The 20,502-nt window shown below is 38.7% G+C and carries 22 protein-coding genes; 17 read left to right on the forward strand and 5 right to left on the reverse strand.

Annotation, left to right across the window (positions count from 1 at the left end; genetic code table 11):
• The first annotated feature begins 14 nt into the window (after positions 1 to 14).
• Positions 15 to 806 carry a 3-methyl-2-oxobutanoate hydroxymethyltransferase gene (gene panB / locus SOI83_RS03505; protein ID WP_320677253.1) on the forward strand — a complete coding sequence of 264 codons (792 nt, stop codon included), beginning with the start codon at positions 15 to 17 and terminating at the stop codon, positions 804 to 806.
• Here panB and hemW read toward each other — a convergent pair.
• A complete protein-coding gene (gene hemW, locus SOI83_RS03510; protein WP_320677254.1) occupies positions 745 to 2,019 on the reverse strand; it encodes a radical SAM family heme chaperone HemW in 1,275 nt (424 codons plus the stop codon). The two genes, panB and hemW, sit on opposite strands and share 62 nt — an antisense overlap.
• 97 nt (positions 2,020 to 2,116) lie before the next feature.
• Between hemW and SOI83_RS03515 the strand changes: the two genes are divergently transcribed.
• The 5 genes from SOI83_RS03515 (at position 2,117) to cbiB (ending at position 6,810) form a co-directional block, all read left to right on the forward strand.
• Positions 2,117 to 3,208: a PIN/TRAM domain-containing protein gene (locus SOI83_RS03515; protein ID WP_320677255.1), complete on the forward strand. Its 1,092-nt coding sequence runs from the start codon at positions 2,117 to 2,119 to the stop codon at positions 3,206 to 3,208.
• Positions 3,209 to 3,268: 60 nt separating this feature from the next.
• The gene (locus tag SOI83_RS03520; RefSeq protein ID WP_320677256.1) at positions 3,269 to 3,940 is read left to right on the forward strand and encodes an ATP-dependent Clp protease proteolytic subunit; all 672 of its coding nucleotides are present in this window, start codon (positions 3,269 to 3,271) and stop codon (positions 3,938 to 3,940) included.
• Between the two features lie 61 nt (positions 3,941 to 4,001).
• Entirely contained in the window at positions 4,002 to 4,604 is a 603-nt protein-coding gene (locus SOI83_RS03525) for an ATP-dependent Clp protease proteolytic subunit (RefSeq protein ID WP_320677257.1), read from the forward strand.
• Between the two features lie 188 nt (positions 4,605 to 4,792).
• On the forward strand, positions 4,793 to 5,788 hold the full coding sequence (gene ilvC, locus SOI83_RS03530; RefSeq protein ID WP_320677258.1) for a ketol-acid reductoisomerase: 996 nt from the start codon (positions 4,793 to 4,795) through the stop codon (positions 5,786 to 5,788).
• 20 nt (positions 5,789 to 5,808) lie between these two features.
• Positions 5,809 to 6,810, forward strand: a complete 1,002-nt coding sequence (gene cbiB / locus SOI83_RS03535; protein WP_320677622.1) for an adenosylcobinamide-phosphate synthase CbiB — start codon at positions 5,809 to 5,811, stop codon at positions 6,808 to 6,810.
• Between the two features lies 1 nt (position 6,811).
• Here cbiB and SOI83_RS03540 read toward each other — a convergent pair whose 3' ends face one another.
• Both SOI83_RS03540 and SOI83_RS03545 read right to left on the reverse strand, forming a co-directional pair.
• Entirely contained in the window at positions 6,812 to 7,528 is a 717-nt protein-coding gene (locus tag SOI83_RS03540) for a sugar transferase (RefSeq protein ID WP_320677624.1), read from the reverse strand.
• Positions 7,529 to 7,599: 71 nt separating this feature from the next.
• Positions 7,600 to 8,832: a glycosyltransferase gene (locus SOI83_RS03545; RefSeq protein ID WP_320677259.1), complete on the reverse strand. Its 1,233-nt coding sequence runs from the start codon at positions 8,830 to 8,832 to the stop codon at positions 7,600 to 7,602.
• Positions 8,833 to 8,990: 158 nt separating this feature from the next.
• On the opposite strand from SOI83_RS03545, the gene SOI83_RS03550 reads away from it, so the two are divergent.
• Positions 8,991 to 9,431: a hypothetical protein gene (locus SOI83_RS03550; protein WP_320677261.1), complete on the forward strand. Its 441-nt coding sequence runs from the start codon at positions 8,991 to 8,993 to the stop codon at positions 9,429 to 9,431.
• Between the two features lie 125 nt (positions 9,432 to 9,556).
• Positions 9,557 to 9,985, forward strand: coding sequence for a hypothetical protein (locus SOI83_RS03555; RefSeq protein WP_320677262.1), 429 nt, complete (start codon positions 9,557 to 9,559; stop codon positions 9,983 to 9,985).
• Positions 9,986 to 10,034: 49 nt separating this feature from the next.
• On the opposite strand, the gene SOI83_RS03560 is transcribed toward SOI83_RS03555, so the two are convergent.
• Positions 10,035 to 10,961: a DUF481 domain-containing protein gene (locus tag SOI83_RS03560; protein ID WP_320677263.1), complete on the reverse strand. Its 927-nt coding sequence runs from the start codon at positions 10,959 to 10,961 to the stop codon at positions 10,035 to 10,037.
• A gap of 154 nt (positions 10,962 to 11,115) precedes the next feature.
• Between SOI83_RS03560 and SOI83_RS03565 the strand changes: the two genes are divergently transcribed.
• The 9 genes from SOI83_RS03565 to SOI83_RS03605 all read left to right on the forward strand — a co-directional run bounded on the left by SOI83_RS03565 (position 11,116) and on the right by SOI83_RS03605 (position 19,752).
• Positions 11,116 to 11,358, forward strand: coding sequence for a hypothetical protein (locus SOI83_RS03565; protein ID WP_320677264.1), 243 nt, complete (start codon positions 11,116 to 11,118; stop codon positions 11,356 to 11,358).
• A gap of 69 nt (positions 11,359 to 11,427) precedes the next feature.
• Positions 11,428 to 12,003 carry a tetratricopeptide repeat protein gene (locus SOI83_RS03570; RefSeq protein WP_320677266.1) on the forward strand — a complete coding sequence of 192 codons (576 nt, stop codon included), beginning with the start codon at positions 11,428 to 11,430 and terminating at the stop codon, positions 12,001 to 12,003.
• A gap of 137 nt (positions 12,004 to 12,140) precedes the next feature.
• A complete protein-coding gene (locus SOI83_RS03575; RefSeq protein WP_320677267.1) occupies positions 12,141 to 13,154 on the forward strand; it encodes a PrsW family intramembrane metalloprotease in 1,014 nt (337 codons plus the stop codon).
• A gap of 255 nt (positions 13,155 to 13,409) precedes the next feature.
• Entirely contained in the window at positions 13,410 to 13,907 is a 498-nt protein-coding gene (locus SOI83_RS03580) for a hypothetical protein (protein WP_320677268.1), read from the forward strand.
• Between the two features lie 86 nt (positions 13,908 to 13,993).
• Positions 13,994 to 16,231 (forward strand): tetratricopeptide repeat protein, encoded by a 2,238-nt coding sequence (locus SOI83_RS03585; RefSeq protein ID WP_320677270.1) that lies wholly within the window; start codon positions 13,994 to 13,996, stop codon positions 16,229 to 16,231.
• 186 nt (positions 16,232 to 16,417) lie between these two features.
• Positions 16,418 to 16,933 (forward strand): class I SAM-dependent methyltransferase, encoded by a 516-nt coding sequence (locus SOI83_RS03590; RefSeq protein WP_320677271.1) that lies wholly within the window; start codon positions 16,418 to 16,420, stop codon positions 16,931 to 16,933.
• Positions 16,934 to 17,781: 848 nt separating this feature from the next.
• Entirely contained in the window at positions 17,782 to 17,979 is a 198-nt protein-coding gene (rpmG, locus tag SOI83_RS03595; RefSeq protein WP_320677272.1) for a 50S ribosomal protein L33, read from the forward strand.
• 326 nt (positions 17,980 to 18,305) lie between these two features.
• Positions 18,306 to 18,623: a hypothetical protein gene (locus tag SOI83_RS03600; RefSeq protein ID WP_320677273.1), complete on the forward strand. Its 318-nt coding sequence runs from the start codon at positions 18,306 to 18,308 to the stop codon at positions 18,621 to 18,623.
• A gap of 853 nt (positions 18,624 to 19,476) precedes the next feature.
• Positions 19,477 to 19,752 (forward strand): DUF1651 domain-containing protein, encoded by a 276-nt coding sequence (locus SOI83_RS03605; protein WP_320677275.1) that lies wholly within the window; start codon positions 19,477 to 19,479, stop codon positions 19,750 to 19,752.
• Positions 19,753 to 19,918: 166 nt separating this feature from the next.
• On the opposite strand, the gene SOI83_RS03610 is transcribed toward SOI83_RS03605, so the two are convergent.
• A complete protein-coding gene (locus SOI83_RS03610; RefSeq protein ID WP_320677277.1) occupies positions 19,919 to 20,365 on the reverse strand; it encodes a hypothetical protein in 447 nt (148 codons plus the stop codon).
• Between the last annotated feature and the right edge of the window lie 137 nt (positions 20,366 to 20,502).

The following is a 20,502-nucleotide window of genomic DNA, read 5'->3' on the forward strand; positions in this document are numbered from 1 at the left end:
GCCTTAAAAAAAAGATGCTCCCAGCGGAATTGATTCGGTTTAAACAAACCGGACGATCAATAACTGTTTTAACTGCATGGGACAGCATCACATCCTCCATGGTTGAAGCGGCTGGGGCTGATGTTGTTCTAGTAGGTGATTCGTTAGCAATGGTTGTGCTTGGACATGCAACGACCTTGCCTGTCACATTGGAGCAGATGTTGCACCATGCTCAAGCCGTTGGCAGAGGATTTGCTCGGCCATTGAGTAACCAACCCTTGGTTGTTTGCGATCTCCCTTTTCTGAGTTATCACTGTGGGGAAGATGAAGCTGTTGCGGCAGCAGGCAGTCTTCTAAAAAACTCCTGCGCATCAGCAGTAAAACTCGAAGGGGCTGAATCAGAAGTCCTCAAAGTTATTCAAAGACTTGTCCGTACTGGAATTCCTGTAATGGGGCATTTAGGGCTAACCCCTCAAGCAGTGCATCAACTCGGATATCGCCGGCAAGCTGAAGATCAATTAAGCCAAGACAAGATCTTTAGACAAGCTTTAGAGCTTGAACAATCAGGTTGCTTTGCAATAGTCCTTGAACATGTACCTGGAGAGCTTGCTAGCCGTCTTAGGTCTGAATTAAAAGTCCCTTTAATAGGAATTGGTGCAGGAACAGACTGCGATGGTCAAGTAAGAGTAACTGCTGATCTATTAGGACTAAGCGAAAAACAGCCTCCTTTTAGTCCTTCATTAATTTCAGGAAGAGAACTATGTATTAATGCTCTGCAAAAATGGGTAAATGAACAACAGAAGCAGGCAAAGAATCCCACCAAATAACAATCTCTACCAATACCTGATTACTAAATGTCATACCTTCTGGCTCAGTTAATTGATATCTTTTTCCACTCCTTCTCAACCAACCCCTTTCGATTGCCTTCTGCCACCGTTTTTCAAGCAATGGCAAATAGGTAGAGGACTGCTTACTATTCCACCCATAGTTTTGTGCCAAAAGTTCTAAATTAATACCTTCACTTCGACGTAAGCCAACTATTAATTGATCATCAAGTGGAATAGGTTTTGCATTCTCTGCAAGCAAGGACAGTTCAGGACCATATTTTTGTTGGTCGTTAATCCAGTTGTTATATCCATCTCTTGTTCTAGGTCTAGAAAATCTATAACCCCAAGGTGAACTAGTAGCGCCTTGCCCAAACCCCCACCATCCACTTCCTGCCCAATAAACTCTGTTGTGACGAGACCTATGACCTGGTAGTGCAAAATTAGAAATCTCATAACGATTAAAACCTGCTTTGCCAAGCAAAAGGCTAGTTAATTCAATATTCTGCCTAGACAAGTTCTCATTAGGCAATTCCAACTCACCCCTTCTTTGCAGCCAAGAGAAAACTGTTCCTGGTTCAATAGATAGGTCATAAATGGAAAGATGAGGAGCATTAGTTGCAATTGCTTCGTTTAATTGTAACTTCCAATCTTGCAAATCTTGTCCGGGAAGATTTTGTATTAGATCCAAGCTCCAAGAAGAAAGTTCGCCTTTCTGATGAGCTTTGTGCAACCATTCTGCAGCTTGAATCAAATCTTGTCTTTGATGCTTTCTTCCAATTCGCTTTAAAACATTATCATCAAAACTCTGGCCTCCAAGGCTGACTCTATTGACCCCTACATCTAGAAACGACTCTAAATCATTTAAGTCAAAAGTAGCTGGATCCATCTCTAGGGTGATCTCTGCCCCACCTTGCAAACCAAAATGTTTCTTAAGATGAACCAATAAGCCACTAATTTGAACCGGAGTCAATAAAGATGGGGTCCCACCTCCGATATATACAGTTGCTAAAGGAGGGCCAATTGGTGACAACTCAATTTCCTTATGCAAGTGTTCTAAGTAAGTCTTAATTGATTGACTACCAGGCCCTTCACCGCCTCGAGCAAGGTCCCCCAAAGGAACAACTGCAAAATCACAGTAAAAACAACGGCGATGGCAAAAGGGAATATGCAAATAAGCACTTCGCGGAGGGAACATGAATTCGCCAGTTCTCATCTTTCAATCCGCCAAGGTGCGGGCATCTGCCTGGGCAAAATCTTGAGAATGAAACATTCTGCCTAGACATGACAAGAGGAATCTCTATTTTGAAGCCATGGTGAATCCTCTGATATTGATTCTATTTCTTATCTCAGGAGTGGCTGCTGGTTGGCTTGGGGTGGATTTACTGCCAACAAGAATGCTCGAACAAGTGTCAAATATAAGTGGGTTAAGGAAAGTATTGGCAGGTTTTGGGGGCTTTTTTGGGGTATTAGGCGGTTTTTTCTTTCAAATTCTCCGCCAAAGGTTGCTGGCAAAAATACGAAATGTTCCTACTGACCTATTGGTTAGTAGGGCAATTGGACTCATCCTTGGATTACTTGTCGCCAACCTTCTTTTAGCCCCAATCCTCCTTCTACCACTACCTCCTGAGATGGTTTTCGTAAAACCTCTAGCTGCTATTACAAGTAATTTGCTCTTTGGAGTTCTTGGATACAATCTTGCCGATATTCATGGGAGGACTTTATTACGCTTGTTCAACCCAAATAGTACAGAAGCTATTTTAATCTCAGAAGGAATACTTACTCCTGCAAGCGCAAAGATACTCGATACAAGTGTAATAATTGATGGGCGAATTAAGGGTTTACTTGAATGTGATTTAATAGAGGGAAAGGTTATCATAGCTCAAACGGTTATAGATGAAATGCAACAATTAGCAGATTCCAATAATAATGAAAAAAGAGCAAAAGGCCGCCGAGGCCTTAAGCTACTTACTAGCCTAAGAGAGACGTATGGGAGGAGATTAGTTATAAATAGCACAAAATATGAAGGAGCTGGAACGGATGAAAGGCTCCTCAAACTAACATCTGATACTGGTGGAATACTTATAACCGCTGATTACAATTTGGCACAAGTTGCAAAAGTAAAAGACCTAAAAGTAATGAACCTAAGTGAGTTGGTAATTGCATTGAGGCCTGAAGTGCACCCAGGTCAACAAATCAATCTAAAGATCGTTCGTGAAGGCAAGGAAGACAGCCAAGGGATTGGATATTTGGATGATGGCACCATGGTGGTCGTAGATGGTGCAAGAAGTGCCATTGGCCAGCGACTTCAAATAATCGTCACTGGGGCCCTCCAAACACCTACTGGCCGAATGATCTTTGGTAAAGCTGAAAAAGGTCAAACTCCACAAATATCAAACAACTAAAACCAGCAGCCACCTCCAAGCACTCGCTAGGCTCAAATTCTTAAAAGTTTTTCCTTTTATATGACGGTTTCCGCTCCTTATTACGGGGATTCAGCCGTAATGCGCACACCCCCACCTGATTTACCCTCGCTTCTGCTTAAAGAGAGGATCGTTTACTTAGGGCTTCCTCTGTTCTCAGATGATGATGCCAAACGACAACTGGGAATGGATGTCACCGAATTAATAATCGCTCAACTCCTGTATCTAGAATTCGACAATGCAGAAAAGCCTATTTATTTCTATATAAACTCGACTGGGACTAGTTGGTATACCGGCGATGCAGTCGGGTTTGAGACTGAGGCCTTCGCTATCTGTGACACTCTGAGCTATGTAAAACCCCCTGTACACACCATTTGCATTGGTCAGGCAATGGGAACAGCAGCTGTAATTCTTTCAGCAGGAACGAAAGGTCAGAGAGCAGCTCTTCCGCACTCTTCAATAGTGCTTCATCAGCCTAGGAGTGGAGCCAGAGGGCAAGCAACAGACATTCAAATTCGGGCCCAGGAAGTGATTCATAACAAACAGGCCATGCTCGAAATTCTTTCAAAAAACACTGGCCGTAGTGTTGAGCAATTGTCTAAGGATTCTGACCGAATGAGCTATTTGAGTCCTGAAGAGGCTGTCAGCTATGGGCTAATCGATAGGGTCCTCAAATCAAGGAAAGACTTACCAAGCTCAATTACTCCTAGTTGATTATCAAACCTAAATTATCTAAAAACACTTTCTTAATTAACCATTCTTCTCCTTTTTCATCATGCCAATTGGTACACCAAGTGTTCCCTATCGCCTGCCAGGCAGCCAAATAGAGAGATGGGTAGATATATACACAAGACTTGGCGCAGAACGAATTCTTTTCCTTGGGCAAGAAGTTAACGATGGGGTTGCAAATAGTCTGGTTGCACAGATGCTCTATCTCGACTCAGAAGACAGCAGCAAGCCTATTTATCTTTACATCAACTCTCCAGGTGGATCTGTAACAGCCGGCTTAGCCATTTATGACACCATGCAATACGTCAAAAGTGATGTGGTAACAATTTGCGTGGGACTTGCCGCTTCAATGGGTGCATTTCTTCTTACTGCTGGCACCAAAGGTAAGCGGCTTGCATTGCCACATAGCAGAATCATGATCCACCAACCACTAGGTGGAACTTCACAACGACAAGCTAGCGATATAGAAATTGAAGCAAAGGAAATCTTGAGGATCAAAGAAATGTTGAACCGGTCAATGGCTGAAATGACAGGCCAAACCTATGAAAAAATTGATAAGGATACAGATCGAGACTACTTTCTAAGTGCAGATGAAGCTAAGGAATACGGATTAATCGATAGGGTTATTGCCCATCCCAATGAAGCCTGAACAAAAAATTGCTCATTGGCTCAAAAAGGCAACATTCTCAACTAGTCAAAAACTTGATCTTTTTAAAAAAGAGTTTCAATTAATTCGAACATAGACACTTAAATCCGTTCAATTCTTGTGTTCGTTGCAATGAGCTGAGCGCCCTGCTTGCTTAAGCTCATCAAATTACTGATAAAAACCGCCTCCGCATGGCCAAGCTTTTCTATGACTCCGATGCCAACCTCGATCTATTGGCAGGAAAAACAGTCGCAATCATCGGCTATGGGTCACAAGGTCATGCCCATGCCTTAAACCTCAAAGACAGTGGCATAAATGTCCTCGTAGGCCTTTATGAAGGCAGTAGATCCGCTGACAAAGCTCGTTCTGACGGCCTCGAAGTCCTCAGTGTGTCTGACGCCTCCCAAAAGGCCGACTGGATCATGGTGCTTTTGCCAGATGAATTCCAAAAGAATGTTTATAAAAAAGAAATAGCACCACATCTAACTAAAGGGAAAGTGCTTAGCTTCGCCCATGGATTCAATATTCGTTTTGGTTTAATTCAACCGCCTGATTTTGTCGATGTAGTCATGATCGCACCAAAAGGGCCAGGACATACTGTTCGCTGGGAATATCAAAACGGTCAAGGAGTACCAGCTTTGTTTGCAATAGAGCAGAACGCCTCTGGTCAGGCACGTGAGCTAGCTATGGCCTATGCAAAAGGGATTGGGGGTACAAGAGCAGGCATTCTGGAAACAAACTTCAAAGAAGAAACTGAAACAGACCTATTTGGTGAGCAGGCGGTTTTATGTGGTGGCTTGTCAGAACTAGTAAAAGCTGGGTTTGAAACACTAGTTGAAGCTGGTTACCAACCCGAGCTTGCTTACTTTGAGTGCCTCCACGAAGTGAAATTAATTGTCGACCTAATGGTTAAAGGTGGACTTACAGCGATGAGGGACTCCATCTCCAATACTGCAGAGTATGGCGACTATGTAAGTGGACCTAGGCTGATTACAAGTGAAACGAAAGCAGAAATGAAAAAAATACTTGCTGATATTCAAGATGGGACCTTCGCAAAGAACTTTGTTGATGAATGCGATGCAGGCAAACCATTTATGAACAAAGCTCGTCAAAAAGATGCTGCACTTCCAATTGAAGAAGTTGGGAAGAGTCTTCGTGCAATGTTTAGCTGGCTAAAAACAAGCTGACTTCATCCATTGCGCTAATAATTACTGCAGCAAGCATAGACCTGCTAATTGGGGATCCTTATTGGCTTCCTCATCCGGTTCAGTTAATGGGTAAATTCATCACAATCCTTCAAAGGAAAGTTGAAAATATAGCTGGTAAAAACAAATTTGCATTGAGGGTAGGTGGAGGAATAATTGCCATTGCTGTTGTACTAGCAAGCGGGGCATCCGGATGGCTTATAGAAAGATTAATTATGCAAAAAACGACTCTAATTAGTTTTTATGGATACCTTTTCCTATTACTTGGTTTGGCCAGTTCCTTAGCGACAAGAAGTCTAAGAGATAGTGTAGTGAATGTTCTTAATCCACTATCTAAATTGTCAAGCACTTGTCCAGAATCCCTTGAAATAGCAAGAGAAAAGCTAAGTTTTATTGTTGGCCGCGATGTAAGTCAACTAAGTGAAGATGAAATATTAAGAGCAACAGCAGAAACAGCCAGTGAAAACTCGGTAGATGGAATATATGCTCCTTTGTTTTGGATGTTTTTCGGCAGTTTTCTCTGGGAATTATCTAATCAACTACCAGGTCCACTTGCCTTGGCTTGGGCATTCAAAGCCTCTAGCACTCTTGATTCTATGCTTGGGTATAGAGTTGGCAAATTGAAATGGCTTGGAACATTTGGAGCAAGGCTAGATGATGTATTAACTTGGATACCTTGCAGAATTGTTGTATTTACACTTCCATTTATAAGCAAGCCATTACATAAGATTCCAGGAATAATTAACAACGCCTTTATAGATGGCAGAAAGGACCCATCCCCAAACTCAGGCTTATCAGAATCTATTTTTGCTTATTGCTGTGGAATAACAATGGGAGGCTTAAATGTCTACCAGGGGAAAGAAAAACTTAAGCCTAAAATCGCTTCACACGAACCCAAGCCAAGTATTAGAAGCATTGAGAAGTTATTAAACCTGATACTAAATCTTGAGTTGTTTTGGCTAGCAACTATTCTGATTATTAAATATTTAACTTATCTTCTATAAGTTAATAAGCACCTCGATCCATTGGGAAAAGAAGCACACCAAAAGTCCTCATAATTATTGCAAGATCTAAAAAGAATGTTCGCCGTCTTGCGTAAGCCAAATCAAGCTTTACCCTCCTTGCATAGCTCAAGTTATTCCTTCCACTTACTTGCCACAGCCCTGTGAGGCCTGGCCTTACTGAAGCAATCTCATCCATAAATTCTCCAAAGCGCTGAAGCTCTTTATCTACAATTGGCCTAGGACCAACAATACTCATTTCACCCTTTACAACATTTATAAACTGCGGAAGTTCGTCAAGGCTTGAGCGGCGCAAGAAATTACCAAGAGTAGTTATTCTTGGATCCTTTCGTAATTTAAAATCTCTTTCAAACTCTGCTTTCATAGAGGGTGAACTTTCTAGGACACTAGACAAGACATCGTCGGCATCAACATGCATAGTGCGAAATTTTATGCAGCCAAATCTCTTATAATCTCTTCCTACTCTCCGTTGAATATAGAATATTGGGCCAGGGGAACTAATCTTTATTAAGACAGCTAAAAGCACAAATATTGGGGAGCCTAATGTCAACACTAATACAGAAAATATAACATCACCAACTCTCTTCAATGATCTTCCAATTTTACTTTGCTGATTTATAAGTGTATTGGCAGGATATGGAGATGGAGAAGATGAAAGCTCATCAAGTTGTCTTTGTGAAGCGACTCTTCTAAAAATCATTTTTTCTTTATTCAAAACCAATACGCCTCAGAGGCAGAGATTGATCACCCTTAGGCATATCCCACTAAATATCAAACTTGGAAGCCTAAAAACTTCGCTGGGTCACTCGCCCCAACGTCACAGTCCTTTCTATGCAGTCCCCAAACGCGCCTCAGCTCAGTTTCCAACCTTGAGGCAAATTGCTCTGGGCGAAATTGCTCAGCCCATAGTCGAGTTGATTCCGATGAAAACTTCTTCCAAAGTCGACTCTCCTCAAACCAAGACAAAGCTTGAATAATTGAACCAACAGTTTGATCAGGGAAAAGCACTCCTGTAGGCAGAGCTCCATCAGCAGAAGCACACCTCACCGTATCCAATAATCCACCTCTCCCTAAGCCAATAACAGGGGCTCCAGAAGCCATAGCCTCAACGGGAGCTATCCCAAAATCCTCCAGACCCGCATAAACATAAGCTCGACAATGCGCCATAAGAGTCTCCACCTCCTGCTCAGGCTGAAAACCAACTAAACGAACAGTCGGTCCAGCAAGTTTTTTCAAATACCCCTCCTCAGGCCCTTGACCCACAACCACAAGAGGGAGCTTAAGTCTATTAAAAGCCTCTACCACCAAATCAACTCTCTTATAAGAGACAAGACGAGAAACACATAAATAAAAGTCCTCTCTAGGTTCATTCCAACAAAAACGCTGAACCTCGACCGGAGGGTGTATGACTTTTGCAGCTCTTCCCCAAAAAGCTGCAATTCGTCGAGCCGTAAAACGTGAGTTAGCAATCAAATGATCTACACGCAAGCCACTCAATTGATCCCATTGCCGCAAATTGTGCAATTGCCATCTAATCAAAGGTCCTGCACCCAACCTTGCCAAATGAGATCGACGCAAATAAGCATGCATTAAGTCCCATGCATAGCGCATAGGAGTATGCACATAACTGACATGAAGGTTTTCAGGTGAAGTTATTACACCCTTTGCAACCAAATGGCTACTACTAATTACCAAGGGATAATCAACAAGATCAAGCTGCTCAATAGCAAGAGGAAGCAAAGGGAGGTATTGCTGAACATGACTCCTTCCCCAAGGTAGGTTTTGAATTGGAGTAGTAAGAACTGATCTCCCATACAACCAGCTGTCAAGTTGAGTGCTTTGGCCATCTACTAATGATGCCAACTGCGTTGAGCAACCTAAATGCAAAAGCAAGGAGTCAATTTCCCTGGTAACCAACTCAGCTCCTCCATGGGATCTGGTACTAAACCAATCATGTACAAGAGCAACTTGCTTAGGGAAATCGACTAAGTCCTTATCTGGCATAACTAGATCGAATAGGAGGGAAAGATAACTACTTCAAACGTCTCCTGGAGATTAGTGCGTTTGATCAGAAGAAGAAGCGGGATTGATTAAAATTTTCTACAAATTCGTGCTTTTAGTATTATACAAGTAAAGTTGCATTACAAAATATCGAGTGTAAAGTGAGTTCTTCTGTCCAGTTTAGCGATTTCTACAGAGTTTTAGAAGGGGCAAAAAATGGTGACAATGATCAGTTAAAAAAACTTGATTGGATCCTTGCTGAATATGAACATGCAACGAATAGCATCAATGCTTACGATGAACTTGGTCAGATATTCTGCCATATTGGAGTAATGAAACTTTATGAATACACGGGAATAGATGAGGTTAAAATTATAAGCGAATTCCCAAAAGAAGTCTGGGACTACTTAATACTACGAACGAAAATTGACCTGATAAGTTGCATGAAAGAGGCAATGAATAAGCATGCAAAAGAGCATGATTTGCCAAAAAAACTTTGCAATAGTTGGGGAAATAGTATTGAAGAAATTGAATCAAATCTTGAGGACTTGGCTTTTTATGTGGCTGAAGGTATCGAGCAAATAGTAAAAGAGCCTGCTTAATATCCTTGGCAGAAAATGCTTTAAAGTTAAAGAATTAACAAGAATTCTGATTGCAAACCGATCTGTTCATGGCTTAATACATCTTCTAGTTAGAATAATGGTCAACTCATAAAGGTCATTAGAAGATGGCAAACGAAATAGAGTTCAGTGAACTTTTTGGGCTTCTCAATGCAATAGTAGAAGGCGAAGAAAAGCATTTGGAAGCTGAGCAGCTTTTAATTGATTATCGTGAAGGGAAAGGTAGCCACTCAGCAATTGAGGAATTAGGGAAATTGTTTTGCAATATTGGAATAATGGAACTATATAAATATGCTGGCTCTAGGGACATTAGGTATATTGCCAACCTAGAAAAAGAAGAATGGGAAAAGAAAGAGGAGGAGCAAGAGATAAGTCTTCCCTATTTTCTAGCAAATGCAATGATAAGTTACACTAAAGAAAATAAAGTGGTCGATTATCTTTCGAAGAAATGGGAAGAAAGGAAAAGGATGGTTGAGAAAAATATAGTAAGTATGGCCCAATATGTAACTGAAGGTATTATACGATTAATAGACTAAAGTAGTTTTTTTAATAAGCAACATAGCTTCTGATAGAAATCTATATCATCTAAAATCCCAACCCCATCTGGAGTTTTAAGTTATTATCATGTTTAGGATCTTTTATTGATTGAAATGAGGAGTTAAAGCTAATAGAAGTATAGAAAGAAGAATCTAAAGAAGGAAAGTAACGGAATTTAGTGGAAAAGTTATTACTAGTAGAAGAGTATGGAATATGCCCAATAATTAGCTCATCAGAAACTAGAAAGCTCAAATGTTTGTTTATATTCCAGGAAGCATCCGCTGCATAACTAGAGGAAGTTAAAAAGGTACCACAAGAGCTATAGCTAGAACATTGAGAGCCTCCATCAATTAAATGAACACTAGGTCCTATTGATAAATCAAGAGAAAGATTATCTGATTCTATTAGATTATATCCAATGCCTAGAGAAGTTGATATGTCATTAACTCCAACAGTATTAAGCTGATTATATCTATAATCACTAAGAGTATACAAACTAAGCCCTTTTGCAAAAATACGATCATACCTAAGCTTCAATCCAGCCTTTGCGACCTGTGAGTTTATATCATTTTTTTGTTCTTGAATTTTCTCCCCCATAAGAGAACTAGAAATAAAGAGTTTCTGGGTTTTTCCTTTATAAGTTGATGATATATCCAGAGCATATCCTAGTGAATTGTTTGGGCCTGTCGAATTGGAATCTATTCCTAAATCAATATTTGTTTTCCATTTTTTGTTAATTCTTTTTTTTAATATTGATTTAGTATTGACTTTAACTATTCCAAGGAGGGAATGATCTAATACCCTAACTTGTTTAGTACTTTTTGATTTGATCAGCTTTCCTGAAATAATGTCGCCATTTTTCAGCTTGAATTTAACTAGGTCATTTGCCTGTGCGGGAGTAACTATGTTGAACACACTAAATAGGGTCCCTGAAAGAAGTAGCCTGATAAAATAATTAAATGAATTATTTCTCATAAAAATAGCTGGGTATCATGGATCAACCATGATAACTTTGTTCTCACTAGAGGTCAGTTAAAGAAGTACTTAAAACAATAATTAACGGCAAGCCGTATCCAAGTGGCTTGACATTCCGCCGCCTTGAGGTAAAATTAGCAATGTTACCTTTAAGATGAGCAAAGTTAAAAGCAAGAAAACTAAAAACTGCAATAAGAGAAAGAAGATTGCCTGGCTAGCTTATAGCTTCACAGGAATTGGTTTAAGAGCATTAACAACTCTATCATTAATAATTATCGCTTCAAGCCTTTTGAAGGTGGCAAAGAATGCTGTTCAACATTCTGATTGTGTAGCAGATATGTCGTCACAAGTAGGAAACCGTTCAGATGCTTTGAGATACTGTAATGGAGGAAACTAGCTCAATTAGAAATTCATAGCAGATATGAAATAGGGTCGAACTCATTCAAAATCATCGATCAAAAAGCTAATGAATAGAGGTGATTTGAATGGGGCAATAAAAGATTTCTACATTGGAAATATAAGGGCTGGAGAAAAAGATTTTGAAGGTGCATTAGAGTCTTTCTCAAGGGCAATCGCAAAAAACCCACGACATGTTCTGGCCAAAAATAATAGGGGAATTATTAGAAGGCAAAGAGGTGACTTCAAAGGGGCTATTGATGACTTCACATCTGCTATAGAAATAAACCCAAATAAAGCAGATCTATATTTTCAAAGAGCACTTACAAAGATAAACATAGGGAATGAATCGACGACATATCTTAGTGCAATTCAAGACCTAACTAAAGCCATAAGACTTGACCCTACTTTTGCCTTGGCAATAATTCAGAGAGGACTTATTAGAACTAAGCTAAATAATCACTTAGAGGCAATAAAAGATTTCACATTGGCAATAAGCTTAAAACCCAATCTAGGGTTGGCGTATTTATATAGAGGAAACGCAAAATATTATCTGTATAAATCACATCATGGATGTTCTGATTGGAATAAGGCATTAGAACTTGGCTGCTCGGAGGCTAGGGAGAAATTACAGAGTTTTTGCTAACAGAGAACATTAAGCATCCAAACTTTAGATTGATTTATTAAAGGAATTTTTATTTAGTGATCTTTTTCTTATTGCCAGCGATTGATTTCAACTTAAAGAAAATGCTAGCATATAGGTTTGATAATAATAATTGGATCATGTCAGTTAAGAATGAAAAGGAATTAGGCCCTGTATCTGAAGCCATTTCGCGCCTATCAAGAGTCGGTGATGCTGATGGCTTGGGTCAATTTAATTTCTCCAGGTTTTTTGGTGGAATTAATAAGCCTCATACAGAAGAAGAAGTTGAAAAAAGTTTAATTGTTGGAACTTCAAGTACAACACCCTCCATAAATGAAGTTGATCTAGAGTATCCTCAACCTTGGTTATTTTTTAGATTAATAATAGGATCTATTATACTCTTTTATGGATTTGTATTTGCTTATGAGCAATTTGAAAATTCGAATTTAATACCTGGAGTCATTATCACAGGTTCTTTTGCTGTACCAATATCAACATTATTTCTGTTCTTTGAACTAAATATACGTAGAAATATACATTTATGGCAAGTACTTAGGTTGGTTTTGTTTGGCGGTTTACTTTCACTACTAATAGCCCTATTGGTCTTTGAAAATACAGATTTCTTAGAGGATTCTATGGGAGCATCTGTAGCTGGCTTGGTTGAAGAGCCAGCAAAGCTTGGAGCTTTGCTCCTTTTAATGAAGGGCAAAAGAAAGTACCCTTATATATTGAATGGATTATTACTAGGGGCATCAGTTGGTTGTGGTTTTGCTGCATTTGAATCTGCTGGCTATGCGTTAAATGTGGGACTTTACAGTAGATCCTTTGATTCCTTGGTTGAAAATATTCAAATGAGAGGGTTACTCTCTCCTTTTGCTCATATTGTGTGGAGTGGGGTAGCTGGTGCAGCCCTATGGCGTGTAAAAAAGGCTGGAGACTTTTACCTTGGACTATTACAAAAGAAGGAATTCTATATGCCATTTGGAATAATTGTTGCTTGCCATGCAATATGGAATTCGACTTTTTCACTTCCTTTTATGGGTAAATACATTATCTGCGGAGTTGTATCTTGGATAATCGCTTTATCTCTAGTCAATTTAGGTATAAAGCAAATTGCTTCAGAAAAAAAAGGAGAGTTTATCTTTAGAAGATAGGTATGATTCTCTAAAGATTAAGAGGGACCCTGCTTGAATAAGAAGTTTAATCAGAAAGGGATTCTTAAGTAGTTCAGCTTTTCTATCAAATAAGGTATCTGAGTTCAAAAAAACCTGGAATTTTTTTGGATGCCCAAAAGTTCCTGGCTGAGCCATGAAGATAACATTCTAATAAATGCCTATTAAAACATTTTATTTGTATTGCATTTTTTGGTAATTAGAAATAACATTATAAATAATTAAAATACGAGTTTCATGGCAGTCACACCGCAAATGCAAGAAAGGCTTGACAAAATAGACTTGCTTATAAGCAAAGGTTTTTCATTAAAAAGCTCAATGAGAGGGTTTTACCACATCCTTAGCAACCCAGAAGGCAAAGCTATTAATACTATAAGTCAAGCCTATAAGAATGAGCCTCTACCTGGTTTCTCCTGGATTGGATTCTTATGGTGTCCTTTTATATCAGTTCAAATACGTCATTGGAACTACTTTTGGTTTCTTGGAATCGCTTCATTTATATTTGACTTCATTGTTGCAGTAACTAATCTTCCCACCTCGGTTAATAATTTGTTTGGTATTTCTGTTGGTTTTATTTACGCATATAACTTTCCCTACCAAAGATGGCTTTTTAATAAGAGCAACAAGAAAGAAATCTCTGTTTGGAAATCTATTTTAATAGGCTTAGTGCTTTCCATATTAGTTTCTATACCGGGCCTAATAGTTTCAGAGATAATTAATCCAACTGCTTTTTAGGTAATGGTCAAATAATAAAATTGATTAGTTCCTTTCATATGAGGCATATCCATTTAACTCTTATTAGTACCTGCCAAGTGTAAATAATGAATAATAGCAAAGCAGCTGGAGCTATTTTAGCTTTAGCAAAAGAAAAGCAGAAACAAGGAAAGTATCAAGAAGCAATCCTTGCTTTCCAAAAATCAATTGCTCTTAAAGAAGACTGGGATGCATACCAAAGCCTGGGATCTACATTTTTTACAACCAACCAATTTATAGAAGCAATTGAAGCACTGCAGAAATCACTTACCTTAAAAAAAGACTGGAACTCTTTCAAGGGATTGGGGTGGGCATTCTTAAACACTGACCAGTATCAAAAAGCAATAGAGGCTTTCCAAAAATCAATTGCTCTTAAAGAAGACTGGAACTCTTACCAAGGTTGGGGATGGGCTCTATATAAAAGCATCCGGTTCAAAGAATCAATTAGTCCATTCCAAAAATCAATTGCTCTTAGAGAAGACTGGAATTCCTACCAAGGCCTTGGATGGGCGCTATTTAGGAACAATCAATTCGAGGAAGCTGTTGATGCTTTCCAAAAATCAATTGCTCTTAAAGAAGATTGGAACACATTATATGGACTTGGTTGGGCTCAAATTAGAATGAACCATTTCAGAGAAGCAATAGAAGCGTTTCAAAAATCAATTATCCTGAAAGAAGATTGGAGTTCATACCAAGGTCTAGGGTGGGCTCTATTAAATACAAAACAATACAAGGAAGCTATTCAGAACTTCGATAAATCGATTGAATTTATAAAAGACTGGAATTCCTTAAAAGGGCTTGGCTGGGCACTTTTAAAGACAAAGCGTTATCAAGAAGCTATAGATGCATTCCATGCATCACTTCTAATGCAACCAGTATGGGATTCCTACGAAGGACTTGGTTGGGCTCTTATTAAAATAAAACAATACAAGGCTTCTATAAATGCATTCTGTAATTCCATAGCACTAAATGAGAATAATAGCTCTTACTTAGGTCTTGGTTGGAGTCTTTATAAAGTCAATAACCAAAAACAAGCTAACGATGCTTTAAAGAACTCGGTTCCTATAAGAAATACACAAAGAATTTATCAAGGGAAGGAATGGTTGGAAAGTGTCTATCAAATTTTAGGTAGAAGTTATTCAAGCCTAGAGATGGAGAGGAATCCATTCGTTTCTCAGGTCTATGAAAAATATATTCATATAGATTCGAACATGGATTCATGCATCAAACCAGATAAGACAATTAAAGAGACAAATACTTCCTCTTTTGAATGTTCCTTAATTCAAGGTGCAGTCATAACAAATATTTATGGAGTCTACAATCTGCAAGGCTTGCCATTTAATGAAAGTATTATAACAAGGGGTAAAAAGCTTCACTCGAGAGATTTTCCACTTGGCTCTTTTCACAGCCTAAATTTATCCAACTACCCAAAATTTAATGAAATCAGGTCCGCAATTTGGATTAAATATCTTGAGTTTAATCATATAGGTCATGCTCTAACAGAAATGTGCTCAAGTATTTACCCCTTACTAATGTGGGTAGAAAATGGTTTTAATTTAAATGAGTTAACTATAGTTATTCCAGCCAAATGCAAAGAGCATAAAGAAACGTTGGCAACTCTTTTGTCTCTGGACCCCAAACAATTAATACATGTGGGTGATGAAGACATACCTCTAAGGGTGAATCAACTCCTAATACCTAGACCAACTATGGTATTAAGAGATTTCATGCATCCTAACCATTGCAAAGTTGTACAAACTTATCTCAAGCTTTATATAAAAAATATTGAAAAAATAGACACTGATTATGTTTGCAATGATTACTTTTCAAACAAGGTGGGCGAGTTACCTCCTCAAATACATCCAAGTAAATTATATATTTCAAGATCAAAAATGCCATCTAGGCTTCGTAAGTTTGTCGGAGAAGAAGAAATCGAAAGGGAGTTGATTGAATTAGGTTGGACTATAATTTTTCCAGAAAGAACTACTGTTAAAAACCAATTATCGTTATACAAACATGCTAAATATATTGCTGGAACAGAAGGGAGCGCCTTCCATATTTTAATGGGTATTGAAAAACCTAAATTCAAAATAATCTTACTAACGAAAGTAATAAGGGACCCAGAGGAAGATATGCAAGTAAATCTGGGTTTGCAGTTCTCTTCACTAAATACCAAGGTCGATCATATCAACTGTTTAGAGAGTACCGGAAACAAATGGGGAACAATTCGAGACGTATCTCTTCTTCGAAACTATAATGCAACAAATATTGCAAAAGAAATAGAGGCTTTTAGCCAAAAAAACTGACTAATTTTTTCTTCTCCTATATCCAAAAAGGCAAATACAACTCAGGGCAACCTAATATAGAAATTCAAATAATGACGAAAACTCTTGTAATTATTGAAAAATTTAAACTCTAACCATATTTTATTAGTTTTATCCAAGGGACCAAATGATAGTAGGATTTATGAGTGATTACTTGACTCATCACCCATGAAGATATCTGTTGACTTGGGCTGTGGTTCGACCATTAGAAATCCATATGAAGCCGACAAAGTAATAGGAATAGATATACATGCTTATCCAGGAGTAATGGCATGCAATCTATTTTGTGAGCCAATTCCTTTACCAGATCAATCAGTAGATTTCGTAACAGCAATTGATTTTATAGAACACCTTCCAAGAACACCCATATATGAACCTAATCATGTTGAAAACCCCTTTATATTTTGTATGAATCAAATATCTAGAGTATTAAAAACTGGTGGCACTTTTATGCACAAAACACCTGCTTATCCAAAGCCGGAGGCATTTATGGACCCAACACATACAAACATCATTACGGAGAAGACAATTATTTATTTTGCAAAAATTCCTACAGAGGCATATGAGGATTCCTATTCCTTTATCAGAGAAATATCCTCTGGATATGGAATTCAAACAAGATTTGTACTAAAGTCAAGTAAATGGGAGAATTATCATTTAATTCAGACCCTTGAAAAATACTAAACCACAAAAATATATGCGATCTAAAATAAACATCAACGGCTACTATTTATTAGGGGCCATAGCGGCCCCTGGATGTCCAGCACTGATTTTTTTAGATTACATGCATGGACCAATATTTAATTTCTAACTCAGCCGATACAGAAAGTCAGTAGGCAAAACTGCTCTAGTTGCCGCCATTAAAGTTGCGAACAACAAAAAATGTACTTTTAGCCTTTCTCTTGCTTCTACATTAGAATTTATAAATCTTTTACTTCCTGCCTAACTTCGCCGAAACTTCAGGCTTCTCAGCATTAGGCAAAACAAAAGTAAGGTCAATTTCTTGATCCCTAAGGCAATGAAGCTGCTCTGGTGGGCAGTATCTGCTTCTAAATTTTGGTTTAATCAATCATTAGAACTTTGTAGAGCATGATCCAAATCGGATAGAAATATCCTTTTTCAATGACTAAGAGAAAACGAAGAGAAGCAAAAGTCACAAAAAAAGAGAGACACAACAGGCATCTCCCTTTCTTTTAGCGACTGTTTGGGGACAAATCGCCTATATATTTCTAGTCAGACAGTTCATGAAAAAAAACTCAAAATCTTGATGCCCTCACAAGAAAACCCTATTTGACCAGGAGCTGATTTGAGCAGTAATACAGAATTTCGACAGTCCTCACACAAATTTGTGCGGCATGGACTCCACTCAACAAGTGCGCTTTTTTTGTTGGACTTGCTAAAGCAATAGATACACGTAAAAGCGCCTAAAGGGAGGGGCTCCGATCTTCCTAACAGCTGAAAGGTAGAACTGACAGGTTTGATTGTATGATCTACATATCTATAGAAAGGCTCCTAAAAGGAACTCATGTCATATGGCTAAAAAAGGTACCAGGATAGTTGTAACCCTTGAGTGTACCGAGTGTAGGACTGTCCCCGACTCAGAAAAGCGCACTCCTGGCGTCTCAAGATACACAACCGAAAAAAACCGGAGAAACACCACTGAAAGGCTCGAACTCAAGAAGTTCTCCCCGCAGCTCAATAGGATGACTATCCACAAAGAAATTAAGTAATCAGCCTAGATTCCAAAACAGGTGTTTATACCGTTGATTTTTTAGTTGAGCGATTTATAAATAGCTTAGGAGTCAGAGCATGAACGGTCTTAGATAAGTGCTCGACTCAAAGGGCGGGATCGAAATACCCCGCCCTCTTTAATTTTTCTAATCCTTAGAGCTTGGCCAGAAGAGTGCTAAATCACTGCTTCACTAAGGCACTAGCCAGCTACCGACAACAAATTTTGCCATCAAGGCTTCTTGCTTTATGAGGGCTTAATTTTGTTTGATGCTGAATCTGGAAAATTCAGCTATGTTCACTCAGAACATTAGCCATTTGTTGAACAATGCTTCGGAAGCAAGAAAAAAATGCCATCACAAGAGGCGTATTACTCGGTATTGGATGGGGATGGGGGTTAGACAGGTTTTATGAAGGGGATAAAAAAGGAGGTGTACTCTCAATAATTGGCTGGGCTATCATTTTTACAAGTTTGATGTATCTGAAATGCTCTGGGATTGAATACGTAGATGGGGTCAAGGATTATTCCAACTACAGTCCTAATCCATTAATCATACTTCCATTACTGGCTGGGGTTTATGGAGTATATTTGATTATAAAAAAGGCATTTAAACTTGCAAAACAGTTTGAAAATGCAGAAGATTGATATATTTCCTTTTAAATTAATTTATTAAATAAATAGGTTTTCAAAAGAAAATATCTATTCTCCAATTTTAGTGAATTGAAATAAATGTAGTCAAGAAAACTTTATGTACAAAATTTTTTTTTAATCAGTAAAAAGTGATGATTTCACTTAGTTTTTTGATGTAGCAACAAGTAAAATCCTTTTTATATCAATTGCCTTTCCATAAAAACTTGAAAGCCCAATACCCCAACAAAGTTATCAACACCCAGGGTATCAAGGCTCTTAACGCCGAGAGAACAAAAAGAATGGCAACAGCAGAAAGCAGAACTCTCTTTGTTAACGCTTTTGCGTCATCCGTCATAACTTCCCAGCGGGGGAGTAAAGACATAGATAAATCAATAAACTGATACCTTTTTAACGGATTTTCACTGAACTACACTGTCCCCGGGAGCAATAAAACAGAATTTCGAACCTTCTCACACAAATTTATGCGGTATGAACGCCTCTCGACAAGTGCACCGTTTTTGTTGCACTTGTCAAAGGAAGAGATCCAGGTAATGATACCTAATGTGAGGAGTTTGATCTTCCGAGCAGTGGAAACAAGGAAACACTTGCTTTAGATCTCCCAAAAAGCCTGCCCTAGGGCAGGCTTTTTGGTTACTTACAAAACCTTAAAGCTCCAAAATTCATCCACAAGTCTTGCAACGCAGCCATTAAGTAATCGCCATAGAAGCCATACAACTTGACGAGCCACTCCTCGATTAGTACTCTTGTATTACCTTAGAATTTTCGCGGGCGCTCCTTCCCAGCCTAAAAGGCCCTTGGATTTAGCGCTAAGCGTGGTTCCTTTTTGATCCTTTGAAACACTGAACTTATGGTCGCTGAAATTGAGAGAGCATTACCAACTCCAACTGGATGGTTAATTCACCCTGAAAGGAAGCGGGTGCTCTTTTTCATTCGTGACACCAAATCCGTAGCAAGAAACCCTCAGGTAATAACTCAACTTTGGTATTCCACTAAAGACGGTGTACCTACACACATCAAGGACACTAGATCGATGGAACCAGAAGATGCTGTAAAAACTTGGAATAAGTTGCTGAATAACGGTTGGGAATTGGTAGAGCATCAAATCAATGAAGATGCTGCTTAGCTAAATTTTTACAACGGCACTATTATGCAACCTCTGAAGAAACTAAATACATTAGAAACATTGATCTTATACATATAGCATTTATATCTAATTTATAGCCTTAAATAAATAGTTTTAAATATAGATATCGTCATTTCTCTCATGCCTCAAACGGGGTAATAAGACCTCAATATCTATCGATTTTTGGACAATCCCTAGAAACTCGCCAAAACCCTTCTGCGGCATATAAAAGATCTATATCATCGCGTAAATATTGCTTTTCTCCATACCAAAGACTACTTCCTAATCCCACTATCAATACAGTCTTTTTGCCTTTAACTGATTTGGCATTCTTATGCCCTCTAAGGGGCTCCTTATCTACAAATAGCAGAACTGATCCAGTAGTACTTTTACCCACCATGTCTTCTCGAGGAGTCGACCACCAAGTTGTTGCATATCCTTGATATTGACCGTGAGAAAAAGACCTTACCTTATTCCCCTTATAGAACAATGTACCCTTCCATTCAGGGCTGGCTTTCATCGATGTATCATGGAAGCGTATTACCGCATCAGAGCTTCTTTCGCTACGCCATTCACACCCAATGGCAGGGTAAGAAAACAGAAGAGCAGTCAAAAGTAATGATCGACAGATCATATTAGAAATAGTTTTAGAGCAGCCTAAAAGGCAATATCCTGATCATAAATCTGAGAGGGTCCAGCAATATGTATATACTGCTAGAATATTGAATATAGTTCTGACCATGCTAAGTA

The organism is Prochlorococcus sp. MIT 1300 (assembly GCF_034092375.1).
Classification (GTDB): Bacteria; Cyanobacteriota; Cyanobacteriia; order PCC-6307; family Cyanobiaceae; genus MIT-1300.